General features: G+C 59.2%; 14 protein-coding genes. 7 read left to right on the top strand and 7 right to left on the bottom strand.

Annotation, left to right across the window (positions count from 1 at the left end):
- Window positions 1-44: 44 nt before the first annotated feature.
- Entirely contained in the window at window positions 45-1,187 is a 1,143-nt protein-coding gene (locus tag ACP4CD_RS14635) for a glycosyltransferase family 9 protein (protein WP_426991444.1), read from the bottom strand.
- A gap of 77 nt (window positions 1,188-1,264) precedes the next feature.
- On the opposite strand from ACP4CD_RS14635, the gene msbA reads away from it, so the two are divergent.
- Entirely contained in the window at window positions 1,265-3,007 is a 1,743-nt protein-coding gene (gene msbA / locus ACP4CD_RS14630) for a lipid A export permease/ATP-binding protein MsbA (RefSeq protein WP_426991443.1), read from the top strand.
- Window positions 3,008-3,323: 316 nt separating this feature from the next.
- Entirely contained in the window at window positions 3,324-5,537 is a 2,214-nt protein-coding gene (locus ACP4CD_RS14625) for a hypothetical protein (RefSeq protein WP_426991442.1), read from the top strand.
- Between the two features lie 58 nt (window positions 5,538-5,595).
- On the opposite strand, the gene ACP4CD_RS14620 is transcribed toward ACP4CD_RS14625, so the two are convergent.
- Both ACP4CD_RS14620 and ACP4CD_RS14615 read right to left on the bottom strand, forming a co-directional pair.
- The gene (locus tag ACP4CD_RS14620) at window positions 5,596-6,435 is read right to left on the bottom strand and encodes a cupin domain-containing protein (RefSeq protein WP_426991441.1); all 840 of its coding nucleotides are present in this window, start codon (window positions 6,433-6,435) and stop codon (window positions 5,596-5,598) included.
- Window positions 6,432-7,082 carry a sigma-70 family RNA polymerase sigma factor gene (locus tag ACP4CD_RS14615; protein ID WP_426991440.1) on the bottom strand — a complete coding sequence of 217 codons (651 nt, stop codon included), beginning with the start codon at window positions 7,080-7,082 and terminating at the stop codon, window positions 6,432-6,434. Before ACP4CD_RS14615 ends, ACP4CD_RS14620 begins: the two co-directional genes overlap by 4 nt.
- Window positions 7,083-7,360: 278 nt before the next feature.
- Here ACP4CD_RS14615 and ACP4CD_RS14610 point away from each other — a divergent pair, with 278 nt between their 5' ends.
- The 4 genes from ACP4CD_RS14610 to ACP4CD_RS14595 all read left to right on the top strand — a co-directional run bounded on the left by ACP4CD_RS14610 (window position 7,361) and on the right by ACP4CD_RS14595 (window position 12,225).
- Window positions 7,361-8,029, top strand: coding sequence for a DVUA0089 family protein (locus ACP4CD_RS14610; RefSeq protein WP_426991439.1), 669 nt, complete (start codon window positions 7,361-7,363; stop codon window positions 8,027-8,029).
- Between the two features lie 18 nt (window positions 8,030-8,047).
- On the top strand, window positions 8,048-9,673 hold the full coding sequence (locus ACP4CD_RS14605) for a DUF4331 domain-containing protein (protein ID WP_426991438.1): 1,626 nt from the start codon (window positions 8,048-8,050) through the stop codon (window positions 9,671-9,673).
- 267 nt (window positions 9,674-9,940) lie between these two features.
- Window positions 9,941-11,101: a hypothetical protein gene (locus tag ACP4CD_RS14600; protein ID WP_426991437.1), complete on the top strand. Its 1,161-nt coding sequence runs from the start codon at window positions 9,941-9,943 to the stop codon at window positions 11,099-11,101.
- Window positions 11,098-12,225: a HupE/UreJ family protein gene (locus ACP4CD_RS14595; protein WP_426991435.1), complete on the top strand. Its 1,128-nt coding sequence runs from the start codon at window positions 11,098-11,100 to the stop codon at window positions 12,223-12,225. The genes ACP4CD_RS14600 and ACP4CD_RS14595 overlap by 4 nt, the downstream gene beginning before the upstream one ends.
- Window positions 12,226-12,328: 103 nt before the next feature.
- Here the strand turns inward: ACP4CD_RS14595 and ACP4CD_RS14590 are convergent, their stop codons facing one another.
- On the bottom strand, window positions 12,329-13,180 hold the full coding sequence (locus ACP4CD_RS14590; RefSeq protein WP_254786656.1) for a transglycosylase SLT domain-containing protein: 852 nt from the start codon (window positions 13,178-13,180) through the stop codon (window positions 12,329-12,331).
- A 569-nt stretch (window positions 13,181-13,749) separates the two neighbouring features.
- Window positions 13,750-13,947: a hypothetical protein gene (locus tag ACP4CD_RS14585; protein ID WP_064023921.1), complete on the bottom strand. Its 198-nt coding sequence runs from the start codon at window positions 13,945-13,947 to the stop codon at window positions 13,750-13,752.
- 188 nt (window positions 13,948-14,135) lie between these two features.
- Here ACP4CD_RS14585 and ACP4CD_RS14580 point away from each other — a divergent pair, with 188 nt between their 5' ends.
- Window positions 14,136-14,510 (top strand): DUF167 domain-containing protein, encoded by a 375-nt coding sequence (locus tag ACP4CD_RS14580; RefSeq protein WP_426991434.1) that lies wholly within the window; start codon window positions 14,136-14,138, stop codon window positions 14,508-14,510.
- Window positions 14,511-14,627: 117 nt separating this feature from the next.
- On the opposite strand, the gene gatB is transcribed toward ACP4CD_RS14580, so the two are convergent.
- Complete coding sequence (gene gatB, locus ACP4CD_RS14575; RefSeq protein ID WP_426991433.1) at window positions 14,628-16,064, bottom strand: Asp-tRNA(Asn)/Glu-tRNA(Gln) amidotransferase subunit GatB; 1,437 nt, start codon at window positions 16,062-16,064, stop codon at window positions 14,628-14,630.
- 17 nt (window positions 16,065-16,081) lie between these two features.
- Window positions 16,082-16,684: a Uma2 family endonuclease gene (locus ACP4CD_RS14570; RefSeq protein WP_064023923.1), complete on the bottom strand. Its 603-nt coding sequence runs from the start codon at window positions 16,682-16,684 to the stop codon at window positions 16,082-16,084.
- Between the last annotated feature and the right edge of the window lie 4 nt (window positions 16,685-16,688).

Genomic DNA, 16,688 nt, shown 5'->3' with positions numbered 1-16,688 from the left:
AAGTCGAAAGTAATGGCTAAGGGACGATTATCGGCGGTTTTACGTCAAAACACATCCGATTGTTGTCGTGGTGCCGGACGATGGTCGTGGCTTCGCTGCTCCAGTTCGGCATCGATTGCAGCAATGACGCCTTCGGCCGGCAATTGTTCCAGGCAGTCGCTACGGCTATCCCGGCGGCGTTCGCAACCCTCCAGTTGGCAGGGCACGCAGGCGCGGGGCGCGGCGTCTTGAATCAGATGCACGTTGCCGACTCGGCCGGAACCGGATTTGGCAAACGGTGGCCTGTTTTCGGCGTAACCGGTCGGCCAGGGTGCCCATTTGCTGGGGTCGGTTGGCCCGAACAACGCGAACACAGGTGCGCCGGTCGCGGCCGCCAAATGGGTGATGCCGGTATCCGGGCCGACGAACAACGCGGCGTTGCCAATCAGCCGGCTCAGTTCGGCCAGGCTTGGACCTCCGCTCAAATCCAAGATGTCGCAGGCGAGGCCGGATTTGAATTCCGCCAGGACTTGGCGCTCGGCGGGCTGGCCGCTGCCGGTCAATACGATGCGATAGCCGCGATCGGCTAAAAATTCAGCCAGTTGCCGCCACTGCGCCAGCGGCCAGGCCTTGTAGCGCCATTGAGGCTGAATGTGCAGCACCGCATAGGCTTGGTTCGCTAGATCCGTGGGTAAGTCGAACGATGACTCGGAACAGGGCGGCGTCAGCCGGAATACCGGCGGAATGCCGAGGGGCGCGCAAAATCTCAGGTTTTCCAGCACCGCATGGCCGTAATCGTCGCCGAATACTAGCCAGCGGGTCAGCAAGCATTGCTTCCACCAAGCCTTGCCGGTTTGCTCCGGCACGAAACCCAAGCGGAGCTTGCCGGCCGCCCAGGCATACAGCGTCGGCCGGTCGCCGGTCTGAGTCGAGATCGCCAAGTCGTAGCGGCGACGCAATCGAGCCAGAATCGCCAATAATTCGAAAACCTTGGGTTTGGCCAGGACCGGAATCAGTTCACTCACATCCGGGTTGCCTTCCAACATGCCGACATTGCCGCGCGGCAGCAGCACGTCGATGGCCGCGTCCGGATATGCCTGCTTTAGCGCGCTGAGCAAGGGGGTGGTCAACAGCGTGTCGCCCAGATAGCGTAGCGTTATCACCAAAATGCGTTTAGGTTGTATATTGAGCGGTTCGGGCGCCGGCATGCATTGTTGTGTCGATAATAAAGCCGTTATTTTAAAGGTAAACCGCATTGAGCAAGTCACAGAAATCACGCCAGACCATGACCGACAGCCAAGTCTACCAGCGCTTGATGCGCTTTGTGTTGCCGTACTGGCGGATGTTTCTGGTCAGCGCGTTCGGCTTTGCGATTTACGCCGCGACCGAGCCGGCCCTGGCGATGATCGTGCAGCGCATCATCGACAGTTTCAATCGCGAAGACCGCACCGGTATCGAATACCTGCCGCTACTGTTCGTCGGCTTGTTTCTAGTGCGCGGCGTCGGCTCCTTCCTCGGCAACTATTATCTGGCGCGGATTTCCGGCAACTTGATTCATCGCTTGCGCTGCGACATCTTCGATCATTACACCGGTTTGTCGGTGCAGTATTTCGACAGCCATAACAGCGGTTACATGATTTCGCGGATCACCAACAACATTGGCGAAGTCACCCGCGCAACCTCGGACTCGATCCGCTCCTTCGTGCGGGAAGGCTTTACCGCGATAGGCTTGTTGGCCTATCTGGCGCACACCAATCTGCAATTGTCGCTGGTATTTCTGGCGATAGCGCCGGTGGTCGCGACGATGGTGCGCTACGTCGGCAAACGCTTGAAACGGCTGAGCCGCAACATGCAGGACACCGTCGGCGACATCACCCATATCACCTCGGAAGTAGTGTCCGGCAACCGCATCGTCAAGAGTTTCGGCGGCGAAGATTACGAACGCCGCCGCTTTCGCGACGCCAGCCTGGAAAATCGCCGTCAGTACCGCAAATTGATCATGACCGTGTCGTTGAACAATCCGCTGATGCAGTTGTTGATTTCGATCGCGTTGGCCGGCATGGTTTATCTGGCCTTGATTGTAATGCGCGATTCGACGCCGGGCGAATTCGCCGGCTTTTTCATGGCGGCGATTTTGTTGCCCAAGCCGATCCGCCAACTCAGCGACGCCAATTCCGAGATTCTGCGCGGCATCGCCGCCGCCGAATCGCTGTTCGAAGTGTTGGACGAACCGCTGGAGCGGGATGGCGGGGATTACCAAACCGAGCGAGTTCAAGGCCGCATCGAGTTCAAAAACTTGCGCTTCAGTTACCCCGGCGCCGAGGTGCCTGCGCTGGGCGGCATCGACCTGACCATAGAACCCGGCCAGACCGTAGCTTTGGTCGGCGCGTCCGGCGGCGGCAAGAGCACCTTGATTAATCTGCTGCCGCGCTTTTACGACTACAGCGAGGGCGAGATCTTGATCGACGGCGTGGAGTTGAAACGCTATCAACTGGGCTGTCTGCGCCGGCAAATTGCGTTGGTGACTCAACATGTCACGCTGTTCAACGCCAGCGTCGCCAACAATATCGCCTACGGCGCGTTGCAGGGTGCCGACCGCGCGGCGATCGAGCGGGCCGCCCGCGATGCCTACGCCACCGATTTCATCGAGCGGATGCCGGAAGGTCTGGATACCGAGATCGGCGAAAACGGCGTCAAATTGTCCGGCGGCCAACGCCAGCGCCTGGCCTTGGCGCGGGCGCTGCTAAAGGATGCGCCGATTTTGATTTTGGACGAAGCCACCTCGGCGTTGGATACCGAGTCCGAACGTTACATTCAAGCCGCGTTGAGCCGGGTGATGCAGGGCCGAACCACGCTGGTGGTCGCGCATCGGCTATCGACGATCGAGGCCGCCGACGTGATTTTGGTGATGGACAAGGGCCGGATCGTTGAACGCGGCAGTCACGCTGAATTGCTGGCCCGCGACGGTACCTACGCCAAACTGCACCGGATGCAGTTCCAGCACGCCGACGCCGAAGGCGCCGGATAAATCCCCAGCCGGCCGAACTCGCCGGGTTCGGCCGTTCGCCCTCAATCCGCGCTTGTGAAAATCCACCGCGCCGGCCGGGTATTAGTTAACAGCCGCGCCACTCTCCGCTCTCTATAGTCGTACCGGGTAGAATCGAGGCAGGGGTGCTCTCCGATACCGGACTTTCAGTTCGCCGCTAAACGCCAATTCGTTGGCGCGCCGGCCGCCGTCGTTGTTGGGGGCCATCGGTCATTTTCTCCGCCTCGTTCACGCCGCGTTCCGGCCGGTTCGCCCAACGAACCCGGCCGCCGACCATGTTTACGACGAGGGTACGACAATGGCTAAGTCCCATGAAAGAATGCAATTGCAGGTCAATTTCGAAAAGGCGCCGTGCCAGGAAATCCCGCTGGTCGGCTTCCTGTTCTCGCGGGGCGGACGCTTGCTGGAAAAGGCACCGGTCCAAAAAGGCCAGCTCGAACTCAAAACGCCCGACAAGAATCCTCGCGAATTGCGGCTGTTGATCGCCCCGGCGGCGGACGGTCGCATCGACGCGGTGACCACGCTGGCGGCCTTGGAAAAATTCAAGCCCTACGAGGCGAGTCTGGTTGCCAATCCGCGCGGCGGTTGGCTGGCGCTGACGATTCCCGACTTCGTCGCGTCGTTCTGGCGCTTGCGCATGTGCCGGATACGCGGCCGGGTCATTAAACAATTCAGCATCGGCGACCTGACTCAGGATCGCGGTATCTGCAACGCGCGGGTACACGTTTGCGAAGTGGACAGAGTTCGCTGGTGGATAGACCGGATTCCGGACTGGGTGATTTTGAAAATTCCGGAAATCATCGTCGAACCGCAGTGGCCTATCCCGGTGCCGGAACCCGGTCCGGACTGGAGCGCGGTTTCCTTGAATCCGCAGCCCTTGCCGCCAGCGGAAAAGCCCGCATTCGGCGCGGTATCGGAACTGCGCCGCGACTGGTCCAGCCGCATCACCTTGGCGCAATCGGAGCGTTTGGCGGCCGTCTTGGACAGTAATGTCAGCCAGCGGCTGTTGTCGGGCAACGCACAGGCAATCCGCGGCGTGCTGGTCGAGCAGTTTCCGGTCTTCCACCCTTATTTTTGCGGCATCCCCTGGTTGTGGCCGTATTTTTACCGTTGCGACGAAATTGCGCTGACCTACACCGACCTTAACGGCGGTTTCGAAACCCAATACTGGTATTGGGACGACGGCGATCAACCGGATATCTATTTGTGGGTGGAATATCTGATCGACGGCGTTTGGACTACGGTCTATAAACCGGCAATTCCGTGCCATACCTACTGGAATTACGCCTGCGGCAGCTCGCTGACGGTGCGGATCACCGACCCGCGCGTGCGTTGGGAATGCAATGACGTGGTCGACGGCGACATCGTCTGGATCAAAACCATAGGCAGCAGCGCCAGCGTGGTACATATCCAACAAACCGATCTGAATGTACCGGTACAGGGCAAAAACTTCAATCGGATCGGCTTGAGCGACGTGTCGGTGTGGGCCAGTCCGAATCCGGTCGGCGAGTTCCGGCGGCCGTTCGGCGGCGGTTTGAGTTTTGTCGTGCAGTTCGGTAGCGGCTTGCCGAGCAACGGCATGTATTACTACCGCTGGAACTATCGCAAATTGCGCAACGCCGATCTGTCGCCGGCCGCGCCGATGTTGCCGGCATCGCTGCACGGCGGTCAGGCACTTTACAAATCCTATACCTACGAATTCTTCGATGCCGCGCTGCATAAACATATCGGTGTCAATAGCTTCAAATTGGGGCCGGTGACGAAAAACGGCCACGACGATTTGTTCGTGATTCCGCCGGCCTATCCCAGCGCGGCGCCGGTCAGCGCGCCGGAATTGAATCCGCTGTGGGATCAGAACACCGTCACGGTCAGCTTCGATTCGGCCAAATTTGCCGACGGTTTGTACGAATTCACGTTGGAATTGTTCGACGTTAACGGCAACAAGCTGACCGCGATCCCTCGCCATTTATTCCAAGTGCCGGACTATGCGAGTTTCGCGCCGTCGCTGGATGCGCTCGACGCCTATGTTCAACTCAGCGCGCCGGGCAGCGCGTCCGCTTATCGGATGAACGCGCGGATCGACAATCAACGTTGCGAGGCGCAAATTTACCAAATCAAGGTCAACGGCAGCGAAGTGGCCAGCAATTGCTGCGGTTTCGTGCCGTATCCGCCGAACGCCAACATCGAAGTGGCATTCCGGGCCTACCATCCGCACAACTTTGCGACCTTCGATTTCGCCGTGCAGAAAGGGACTTGCGACGATCCGGTGCAATCGGCGTTAACCCACGCCGCCGGCCTGGTGATCGGCGATGTCGGCGTTTACGGCCGAGACGCCAGCAGCATTTACCGGCACGGTTTTACCCCGGCGCAATTGTTGGGAATCTGTAGCACGGAAGGCAAGGCCGCGTTTGCCGAGCAACTCGGCGTTTCGGTGTTGACCACCGACGGCAGTTATCGGCTGTACACGCTGGATGCCTCGGCGCTGGCGGCGTTCGCACTGGAGCCGGTGTAAGCGCTTAACCGGGCGAGTTCGTCGAATCACGCTCGGACAACGCGATGCCGGACGAGGCTTAGCTGATGTTTTGCCGTTCGCACGGCGCGCCGCGCACGTAGAGCAGCGCGCCGGACTCGGATTCGGCGTTGCCGTGCCGGCTGCCGGCGGGCGCCATCTGATAGTCGCCCGGCAGCAGCAAAATGTCGTCCAAATACAGGTCGCCGGATAGCAGGATGCACTCTTCATCGATCGGATGAGCATGACCGCTAATGCGGCTGCCGGGGGCGAAGCGGTAGTAACTGGATTCCAGTTCGCCGTCGCGATAAAGCACCCATTGTTCTATGCCGGGCGCAAGCTCGCGCCAGTCCGCCGCTGAATTCGGGTAACAGCTTTGCGAGCGGTCCGCGCCGGGCAGCAGGCCGCCCAGGATTTCTCGAATCACACCGGGCGTATCGCCGAGCGAGGTGCCGCGCAGAAAGGCTAGCGCTCCGGTTTCGGAATGGATGGCGCCGTGCCGGCTACCGGCCGGCGACACGTGGTAGTCGAATGGGCCCAATCGCAGGTCGTCCATCGTCAATTCGCCGCGCAGTACGATGCCTTCCTCCAGCCAGTTGTGGCGGTGCGGCATCAGCGAGGCTCTGGCCGCCAGTTCGATCAATACCGAGCCGCCTCGCGGTCCGTCCCACAGGGTTTTGTAGCGCACGCCCGATTTCAACTCCCGCCAGATGCCGTGGCGGGTGCGTACCGTCAACAAACCGGCGTGACTCGCCAGACTGTCGGCGACTTTGCCCAGCAAACCTTCGCGCATCGCGGCGCGGCGCGGCGCGGCGACCGGCAGCGGCGTCAGGGCGTCCAGCAGTTGCGCGGCAATCGGCTCGGCGGCGTCGGTGGGCTTGCGGGGTGGGTTGTCGGTCATTCGCGATAATCCTCGCCTAGGTTGATCGATAAAGACTGTTGCATGCCGAGCAAGGCTCGACGGATGTGCGACTTGACCGTGCCCAACGGCAAACCGCTGCACTGCGCGATTTCCTCGTGGCTCAGCCCGCGCAGAAATGCCAGCGACACCAATTGCCGGGGTATCGGGTCCAGGGCGGCGAGCGCGGCATGCACGCGATGGCCTTGTTGGGTGGCGGCCAACACGTCGATCGGTGCTTGCCCGCCTGGTCCTTCGATCGCCGCCCATGCTTCCGGTTCCAAGTCGGTCAGGTCCGAGTCGCATTGGCGCAGCAAGTCCAAGGCCCGACTGCGCGCGATGGTCAGGACCCAGGCCTTGACCGTGCCGCGTTCCGGATCGAAGCGCGGCGCTTGCCGCCAGACCTGCCAGAAGGTGTCCTGCACCACTTCTTCCGCGCTGGCCGGTTGTTTCAGAATACGCAAGGCCACACCGTACACCTGCTCGACCAGGACGTCATACAACGTCGCCAGCGCCGCCTGATCTTGATCGACGATGCCGGCCAACGCTTGCCGCAACGCGGTATCGGCGGCCATGTTGGCATCGAGGTCGGGAATCGGGTGGGTTTCGGTCATGTCGCCGTCGTGGTGGTTATAAGTGCTATACGCCATTCGTCCGAGTTTGGATGCAGCGGGGCCAAGTTGGCTTGGTTGGTTCAGCCGATTTCATTGCAACAATTTTTATCGTGGCGGTAGCAAATGCCGCCGGATTTCGGCGCTTTTGTCTCCCGTACGGCCGTAAGCCGGGCGCTATCCAAAAATTTATCACCGCTGTTGCATCCAAATCAGCGGAGTCCCCGTAGTAGTCATTGCAGGCCAGGCACCGATGCGCGTTAGCGCGGTTGGTCGCCGATGAGGCTTGCATTTTGACCCATGACGAGGACATCAACATGAAAACACAACTCTACGCGGCGATCCTGAGCGGCTGCCTGATCGGCGGGCCGGCCGGGGCCGCCGATTTCGATTTTGCCGGCAATTTCAGCCGGGACAACTCGGTGGTCCGCTTCGATTTCAGCATCGCCAATCCCGGCAACGTGACGTTGTTTACGTCATCGTGGCTGACGGGCGGTTTCGATCCGATTTTGACGCTTTGGGACGCCAGCGGTCAACTGCTGGCCGAACAGGACGACGGCAACGGCGGCGGAATCGCGTTCTCGAACGGCGTGCCGCTGAGCTACGGCGAATTCGACAGCTATCTGACGACCAATTTGGTGGCCGGCGATTACATCGCCACGTTGACGCAATACGACAACTTCGCGGTTTCCAGCGCGCTGGCCGACGGATTTTTACGCGATGCCGATCCCTGGTTCACCCAGGTGTTCGGATGCGGTAACGCTCAGTTCTGCGAGGGTTCGCTAGTCGATGGCAACGGCGATTTGGTCGATGCCAATCGCACGTCGGCCTGGGACTTTCATATCGTCGGCGTCAATGCCGCGCAAGCCGCGACGGTTCCCGAGCCGCCGACCGCGATGCTGTTGCTGGCGTCGGCGATGTTTTTTGGCTTGGGCCGCTGGGCGCAACCGCGTAACCGGGGCGGCATGACCTCGGCCATTGTTTAAACGTTTGGGAGCATGACCATGAAATCGATAAATCGCTATAGCCTAAGTCTGATCGCCGCGTTGCTCGCCTGCGGCGCATCGTCCGCGCAAGCCGCCAACCACCGCGAAGCGCCGTTGACCGCGCTGGATGCCAAGGCCGACATCACCGATTGGTTTGCGTTCGTCAGTTACGACGATCCCAGTAAGGTCACGATGATTTTGAATGTCGATCCCTTGCTGGACCCGAGCAACGGCCCGAATTATTTTCCGTTCGATCCGGAAATCCTCTACGAAATGAAAGTGGACAACGATTTCGATGCCGAAGAAGACCTAACCTTGCAATTCCGTTTTAAAACCGAATCCCGCTTGCCGGGCGTGTTCACCGGCTTCGTCGGCATTGGCGACGGTCTGAACACGCCGTTCAATTCGCCGGTACCGTTGCCGGCCGGTACGCCGCTGGTGCCGGTGGCGATTTCCGCGTTGGATGGGCCGGGCTCGGAAGGCTTGGGCTTGCGGCAGAGCTACACGGTGACGCTGATCAAGGGTAAGGGTAAAAACCGTCAGGTGCTCGAGTTGAACGGCGGGCAAAAACTCTACGCGGTGCCGTCCAACGTTGGGCCGCGCACGATGCCGGATTATCCGGCGCTGGCCAAACAAGGTATTTACGACTTGGCCGGCGGTATTAAAGTGTTTGCCGGCACCGTCGACGATCCGTTTTACATCGATTTGGGTGCGGCCTTCGATACCTTGAATTTTCGGAGCGGCGCCTCCGGAGTCGGCGTGGCCGGCGTGTTGAGCGACGCGCAAAGCGCCGACGACGCGCGTAACTTCGCGCCCGACGACGTGGCCGGTTTCAACGTCAATGCTATCGCCATCGAACTGCCGATCGCGATGTTGACCCAGGACGGCAAATTGCACGGCGCCAACGAGGCTTTCGCGGTCGTCGGCACTTATGCCACCACATCGCGGCCGCGCACCAAATCCTATGCCGAAAAACCCGGCGGCCGGCCCAAATTGGCCAACGCTTATACGCAAATTCAGCGGATGGGCAATCCGTTGGTCAACGAATTGTTGATCGGTACCGGCGACAAGGACAAGTTCAGCATGAGCGAACCCAAGCAAGACGGCGATTACGCCGCCTACGTCGTTGATCCGTTGATCGCGCGGGTCCTTAATGCCGCGACGGCCGGCGTGCTGCCGGTGCCAGTGCCGCCGCGCGTCAATCCGGACCAACCGGCGTTCGATTTGGGCCCTTTGGTGTTTTACGCGGCGCCGATTTGTCCGGCCTGCACCAGCGAACAGCGCGGGCCGATCGCCGATTTGCTGCGCTTGAACACCGGAATCGGACCGACGACAACCGCCGCGCGTAAACGAATGGGTTTTTTGGCGGGCGATAGCGCGGGCTTTCCGAACGGTCGCCGGGTATCCGACGATGTCCTAGACATCACCGCGCAAGCCGCGGTCGGCGTGCTGCGCGCCGGTTTCGGCGCTTTCCCCAACAATCGGGTCGGTGATGGGGTTAACGCCAACGACCGAAATTATCAGGAGAGTTTTCCCTACGTGGCCTTCGCCAATAGCGGCCGGCAAAGCCGGCACGTCGATCCCGGCGAAGCCGGTTGCGCCGACAGTTTGAGCTCGGCGGCGGCCAATTGCCCGGAGCAATAGCCGTTGGTCGGTGGGGCGCCGAAGCTTGGCGCCCCATGATGCTAACCAATGATCATGAATCGTTTTTGGAAGCGAAATAAGGTGTCGGCTGAGTGGAGTCGAAATAAGGTGTCGGCTGAGCGGAGCCGAAGCCAGGGATTTCGCTCGACGCCGCTCAGCGAACGGCATAGCTGACATTGAGGTGTTCATCCCCCCACTCCGTCGGGAGAGGGCGTGTTTACTTCGCGTTGAATAGTTAGCCAATTTGAATGCAAACAGGAGCTATCGATGAGACATTTACTATTGACGGCGCTACTGGCGTTCGGACCGATTGCCTTGGGTCGAGCCTTCGTACCGGTGGACGACGATCAGGTTTTGGAAGTACTGCCTGAGCGCGGCGGCGATGCGCAACTTCGCGCGTTGCGCGAACAACTGCGGGCGACGCCGGACGACCGGGCGCTGGCTTTGCAGTTAGTGGAGCGTTACATCGCGTTGGGACGGGCGGAGGCCGATCCGCGTTATTTCGGCCGTGCCGAGGCGGTGTTGGCACCGTTGGCTCGCGCTAACCCGTCTCCCGAGATCCTGACCTTGCGCGCCGTGCTGGCCCAGAATCGCCACGATTTTTCGGCGGCTCTGGCCGATTTGCGGCGAGCGCTGGCTTTAAGACCCAGGCTGATTGGGGCCTGGCTGACGCAGGCGGCAATTCATCAGGTGCAGGGACGTTATCCCGAGGCGCTGCAAAGCTGTTTGACCGTCAGCCGCCTGGCGGCCGGTTGGTCCGGGCGGGTGTGCGTCGAGTCCGTGTTGGCCGACAGCGGCCAGCTCGAACCGGCTTACCGGCGGTTGGCGGCGTTGTTGTCGGTTGCCGGCCCGGAGTCGGCCGACGAAAGGCAATGGGCCTGGACCGTGCTCGCTGAAATGGCGGAGCGGCTGGGCGATACCGGTGCGGCCGAACGCCACTACCGGCGGGCCTTGGCTATTGGCCGGCTGAGTGCGTACCCATTGGCCGGTTTTGCCGATTTTTTGCTGGATAGACAGCGCTATGCCGAAGTGCTTGAGTTGTTGACCGGCGAGCAGCGCGCCGACGGCTTGTTGTTGAGGTTGGCCTTGGCGGAGCGGCAGTTGGGGCATTCCGAAGCCGAAGGGCACCGGCGGACGCTGGCGGCGCGTTTTGCCGACAGTCGTCGCAGGGGCGATACCAGTCACCAGGGCGATGAAGCCCGGTTTGAATTGCAATTGAATAGCGAACCCGAACAGGCTTTGGCGCTGGCCGCCGCCAATTGGCAAGTGCAGCGCGAACCGCGCGATGCTCGTATCTTGCTGGAAGCGGCGATCGCGGCCGGCAAGTTCGACGCCGCTCGCGACGTATTGGCGTTTTTGGCGCGAACCGGCTTGGAAGATGTGCGTTTGCGGGACTTGGCGGCACGCGTCGCCGGGAGGCTGGCATGAGACGATGGCTCGTGTTTCTAATATTGATCGGTGCCAGTTGCGCCGCCTCGGCGCACAAGGCCAGCGATGCGTATCTGAGCTTGACCTGGGATGGGCAGCGCTGGGTCGGCCGCTGGGACATGGCGCTACGCGATTTGCAGGAAGCGGTCGGTCTGGATCAGGACGATGACGGCCGCATTACCTGGCGGGAGTTGCGCGAGCGCGGCGATGTCGTCGCGGCACATGCGCTAAGCCGTTTGGACATCAGCGGCGACGGCCGGGCCTGTCGCTTGGATGGCGAGGGTTTGCGGGTCGACGAGCACAGCGACGGCGGTTACGCGGTACTGGATTTTCGGGTGGATTGTCCGGCGACCGTGCGGCAATTGATGGTCGATTACCGCTGGTTTTTCGAGTTCGACGCGCGCCATCGCGGCTTGTTTAGTTTGGTTGGGCCTAGCGGCGCGCGTAGTGCGGTGTTTAGTCCCGAGCAACCGACGCAGACCTTGGAGATTGTGAGTGAAGGCGGCGTCTGGCCTGAGCTGGCGGCGTTTGTCCAAGAGGGGATGACGCACATCTGGGCCGGCTACGATCATCTGCTGTTTTTGTTGAGTTTGCTGTTGCCGGCGGCGTTGGCGCGCGACGGTTTGACCTGGCGGCGCAAGGCGAATCTCGCCGAAATTGGTACCGATGTGTTGGCGGTGGTGACGGCGTTTACGCTGGCCCACTCGCTGACGCTGGCGTTGACGGTTTGGCAATATTTGGCGCTGCCTAGTCGTTGGGTCGAAGCGGCGATTGCCGCTTCGGTGGCGGTCGCCGCGCTGAACAACATCTATGCCTGGTTTACCGAACGCCGGGTGTGGTTGGCCTTCGGTTTCGGTTTGGTTCACGGCATGGGCATCGCCGGCGTACTGCTGGATCTGGCGTTGCCGAAATCCGGGCAAGCGTTGGCCTTGCTGGGTTTTAATTTCGGCGTCGAGTTGGGGCAATTGGCGATTATCGCGGTCGCTTTGCCGTTGATTTATTGGGGTAGCCGGCAGCGCTATTATCCGGTCTGGGTCTTGAAATACGGCTCGACCGGTATTGCAGGGCTAGCGCTGATTTGGTTGGTCGAGCGCGGTTTGGATGTGGCGATATTGCCGAGTTGACCAAGGCGCGATTGTCGTCGGAGGAACTGGGTATGTCGTTGGGAACCGGTTGAGGTCGGAAATCGATTCGTAATCTTGGCGTAAAGCAGCCGCGCAGGTTCGATTAGGTTTTAACTTCGATGACCAGATTTTTTTGCGGCGACTGCGGTGGGATGGGGTGGGTGGCATTGGGATACCACGCCAGGATTTGCTTCACATAGTTCTGAGTTTCGGCATAAGGCGGAATGCCCTTATAGCGCTCGACGGCTTTCTCGCCGGCATTGTACGCCGCCAGAACCAGATCGACCTTGCCTTCGAAATGGCGCAACAGCCAATGCAGATAAGCCGTGCCGCCCTTGATGTTTTGCACCGGATTCCATGCATCCTTGATGCCGAAGCGCTCCGCAGTTTCGGGTATCAATTGCATCAGACCCTGGGCGTTTTTGCCGGACAGCGCGGTCGGATTGAACGCCGATTCGGCTTTGATGACCGCCATCACCAATTGCGGGTCGATGCCGTAGACTGGCGCGATTTGATTGACCCAGGCCTCGACGATTTGCCGGTTGGGGTTGTTGTCGGTTACCGTCACCGTCACGACCGGTTCCGGGTGGCAGGCTGGGTCTTCGGTGGCCGGAGCGTCGCCGAAGCGGCTCAACATGGTTTGAGCGTGATGGTCGCCGCGGTCGGCGGCTTGTTTGAACCAGTGACTGGCCAGCGGCAGATCCCGTTTGACGCCGCGACCGTTGAAATACATAAAGCCCAGACCGTAAGCCGATTCGCTGTCGCCGGCCAACGCGGCCTTGCAATACATTTCGAAAGCTAATCCGTAATCTTGTTTGATGCCACGGCCGTGCTCGAAATCGGCGGCGGTTTGGCGCAACTGCGCCAAGTTTAGCGGGGAGGCAACGTCGGCGGCGGATGGCGTGGCGGTGGCAAGCAGCAGGCCGATCAGCGGAAAATATTTCAGGTTCATCATGTTCTCGTTCTGTATTGCTGAGACTGGGCTTTCACAAACCCGGCCGGAAAAGAACGGTACCCGTTCTCCAAGCTTCCAGCTACCGTATACATGGCAAGTGCGTAATCGCCCGGAAGGCTGCATCGCCTGCAATGGCTGACTTTACTAAAAAATAAGGTCGCGCTTGAAATGGCTATTGATCCGTCTAGTATTAATCTCAGCGTGAGAACCAGTTCAAGTTTTTCGTACTATATCGAGCGGCTATCTCGCTTGACATTGCCCAGATGGGCAGGTTTACGGTCGAAACTATACCACACGGCGATTCTCGGCGGAATTGCGCGGCGATGGTCGGGACCGGTGTAAACTAGCCTCGATTAGGCTAGTCGCGGTAGGTGGCATAAGGCTTAGGCAAGTGTTCGACTGAACGTTAGGGTTAGTTCGGCAGTCGTCGATATTGTCGATCGGCCAACAGTTTTTTGGGTTTTTCAGGATGGGTCCGTGATCGGAGCGTGGGCCTTAGGAGTGTTGTTGTCGCCAACTGACCATCCCTTGCCGCTCGGCATGGAGCCTTGCGGCAAAGGATGTGATTTCTATAAGTTTTTCAACAGTCGCCGCACCAGGTTGCGAATCGGCATGTTTTGTTGGCGGTAATCCTGGAACAAGCGTTCGATGTCGACCGGATTAAGGTACACGTAAGCACCGTAACCGGTTTGAGCGATAAACTCGCCGCTCAAGTTGTCCATAAAGGTAGTCAGTGCAATGCTGTTGGGGTGGTTGACGGTGTTCATGGCGGCTCTCCCGATAGATGTTTTGTTTTTATATAAGCGGTTCGCGTGCCATAAATAAATTGTTTTTATAAAACAAAGAGTTGTTTTTATTTTGCGGGTTGCGTCATTTTGTTGTCGGAGTGTTTTGTTAGAATTCGCGACGACATGACGTACATTTACGCTATATCGTGGCGACAACGAAGGGTGACATGGCAAATCCGAAACTTAAGAATCCGCGAGGCCAGGGCGGGACTGGAGATCAGGGGCGGTCTGGACCGGTGTCGTTCTGCGCTTGGGACGGTGATGTCTTGGTGTTGAACGTGCTTGGCACGCCGAGCGCCAAACGCGATGTCATCGGCAAACCCAAGGGCGCTCAACTGAAAATCAGCGTTACCGCGACACCGGAGGACGGCAAGGCCACCGACCACATGGTCCGGTTTTTGGCCAGGGAGTTTGGCGTGACGATCAAGGATATCCAAGTCGTGTTCGGTCAGTATCACATCAACAAGCAACTGCGAATCCGGATGCCGAAGCGTTTGCCGCCGGTCGTCGAAGCGGAGTTGGCGGCTTCGGCAAGCCGCTAGTCATTCCGCTGCGAGCCGGGCTTGGAGAGCCGGCGTCATTTCGGGTCATTGCCGCCGAAAGGTCGGAAGCGCTGAGCCGGACAAAACCGCTTCGGTAAATGCCCGCTATCGACGGTTTTAATCCTTTAATTTGGCAACCAACATTTTATTCACTTCTGCGGGGTTGGCCTTGCCTTGGGTTTCTTTCATGATTTGGCCGACCAGCGCCATCAGCGCCTTGTCTTTGCCGGCCCGGTATTGTTCGACCGGTACCGGATTGGCGGCGATGACCTTGTCGACGATGGCTTCGATGGCGCCGGTATCGGTGATTTGCTTCAAGCCTTCCTGTTCGATGATTTGATCCGCCGTTGCGCTGCCGTTCCAGAGTTTGTCGAACACCTGCTTGGCGGTCTTGCCGGAGATGGTGTTGTCGGCAATGCGTTTCAGCAAGCCCGCCAAACGTTCGGCGCTGACCGGGCAGGCGTCGATTTCCAAGCCGGCTTTGTTCAATGCGCCGAGCACGTCGCCGGTTAACCAATTCGCAGCCAACTTGGCTTCCCCGGATTCGGCCGCGACTTGTTCGAAGAAGTCGGCCAATTCGCGCGATGAGGTCAGCGTGGCGGCGCTTTCCGCATCCAACGCGTATTGCTCGATGAAACGGTACTTTTTGGCGCCTGGCAATTCCGGCAACGTGGCGCGAATTTCAGCCTTCAGGGCTTCCTCGACGATCACCGGCAACAAGTCCGGGTCTGGGAAGTAACGGTAATCGTTGGCTTCTTCCTTGCTACGCATCGAGCGGGTTTCGTCTTTGTTGGCGTCGTACAAGCGGGTTTCTTGGACCACTTTGCCGCCGGCTTCGATGATGTCGATTTGTCGCTCGATTTCGTGATTGATGGCTTTTTCGACAAACTTGAACGAATTGATGTTCTTGATTTCGGCACGGGTCCCGAATTCGGCTTGGCCTTTGGGGCGAACCGAAACGTTGGCGTCGCAGCGAAACGAGCCTTCCTGCATATTACCGTCGCAGATTTCCAGATAACGTACTAGCTCGTGTAGTTTGCGCATATAGGCCACGGCTTCCTTGGCGGAACGCATGTCCGGCTCGGAGACGATTTCCAGTAGCGGCGTGCCCGCGCGGTTCAGGTCGATGCCGGTCAGGCCGTGAAAATCTTCGTGCAGCGATTTGCCGGCGTCTTCTTCCAAGTGGGCCCGGGTGATGCCGATGCGTTTGGTTTCACCGTCGACTTCGATATCCAGATGGCCGTTGCCGACAATAGGTCGTTCGAATTGGCTGATTTGATAGCCTTTCGGCAGGTCGGGGTAGAAATAGTTTTTGCGAGCGAAGATCGAGTGCGGTGCGATTTCGGCATCAATAGCCAGGCCGAAGGTTACCGCCTTGCGTACCGCGTCTTCGTTCAATACCGGCAATACGCCGGGTAGTCCCAAATCCACCGCGCAAGCCTGGGTGTTGGGTTCGGCGCCGTAGGCAGTCGCCGCGCCGGAAAAGATTTTCGATTTCGTAGAGAGTTGGGTGTGGATTTCCAAGCCGATGACGGCTTCCCATTGTGAGCTCATGTTGCTTTCCTTTAAAACTATTCGGCAAAAACGTCGTTCAGGTCGATTTGCAGGTCGGGGAATAAATAGGGGATGGCAATCTCGTCGCCGGCGTGCATGGCGTGCAGTTGGTATTTTTCGTTCTGATCGAGCACGAATTGATGGACGGCTTGCTCGTAAGGATAAACCGTCCAATATTCCGTCACGCCGTTTTCCTGATACAGCTGGTATTTCAGACGCAATTCCTTTTGGCTGTTGCCGGGCGATAAAATCTCGATGATCCAATCCGGCGCCCCATCGCAGCCTTGTTCGGTCAGTTTGTCTTTGTCGCAGATCACGCACAGGTCGGGCTGGATAACGCTGAAAACTTCGCGGTCTTGAAGCAAGGATTTACGGCGGTCGTAGAGCTTGACGTCGAACGGCGCAGGGTAGAGTTTGCAATCCTTGTGCTTAAAGTAGTTGCCAAGGCTGACGGCAAAATTTAGCGATACGCTTTGGTGCTTTCTGCTCGGCGCCGGCGACATGGCCATGATCTTGCCCTTGATCAGTTCGACCGACTCCTCGAGCTGCCAAGTCAGGTAATCGGCGTAACTATAGGTGCCGTTAGGATCCAATTGTGATAATTGCGTGATCGGCGCCATATTG

Origin of the sequence: Methylomonas stagni (genome assembly GCF_050154735.1) — a bacterium.
In the GTDB taxonomy this organism is placed as follows: Bacteria; Pseudomonadota; Gammaproteobacteria; order Methylococcales; family Methylomonadaceae; genus Methylomonas; species Methylomonas koyamae_A.
This window is presented reverse-complemented; position numbering and strand designations above follow the sequence as displayed.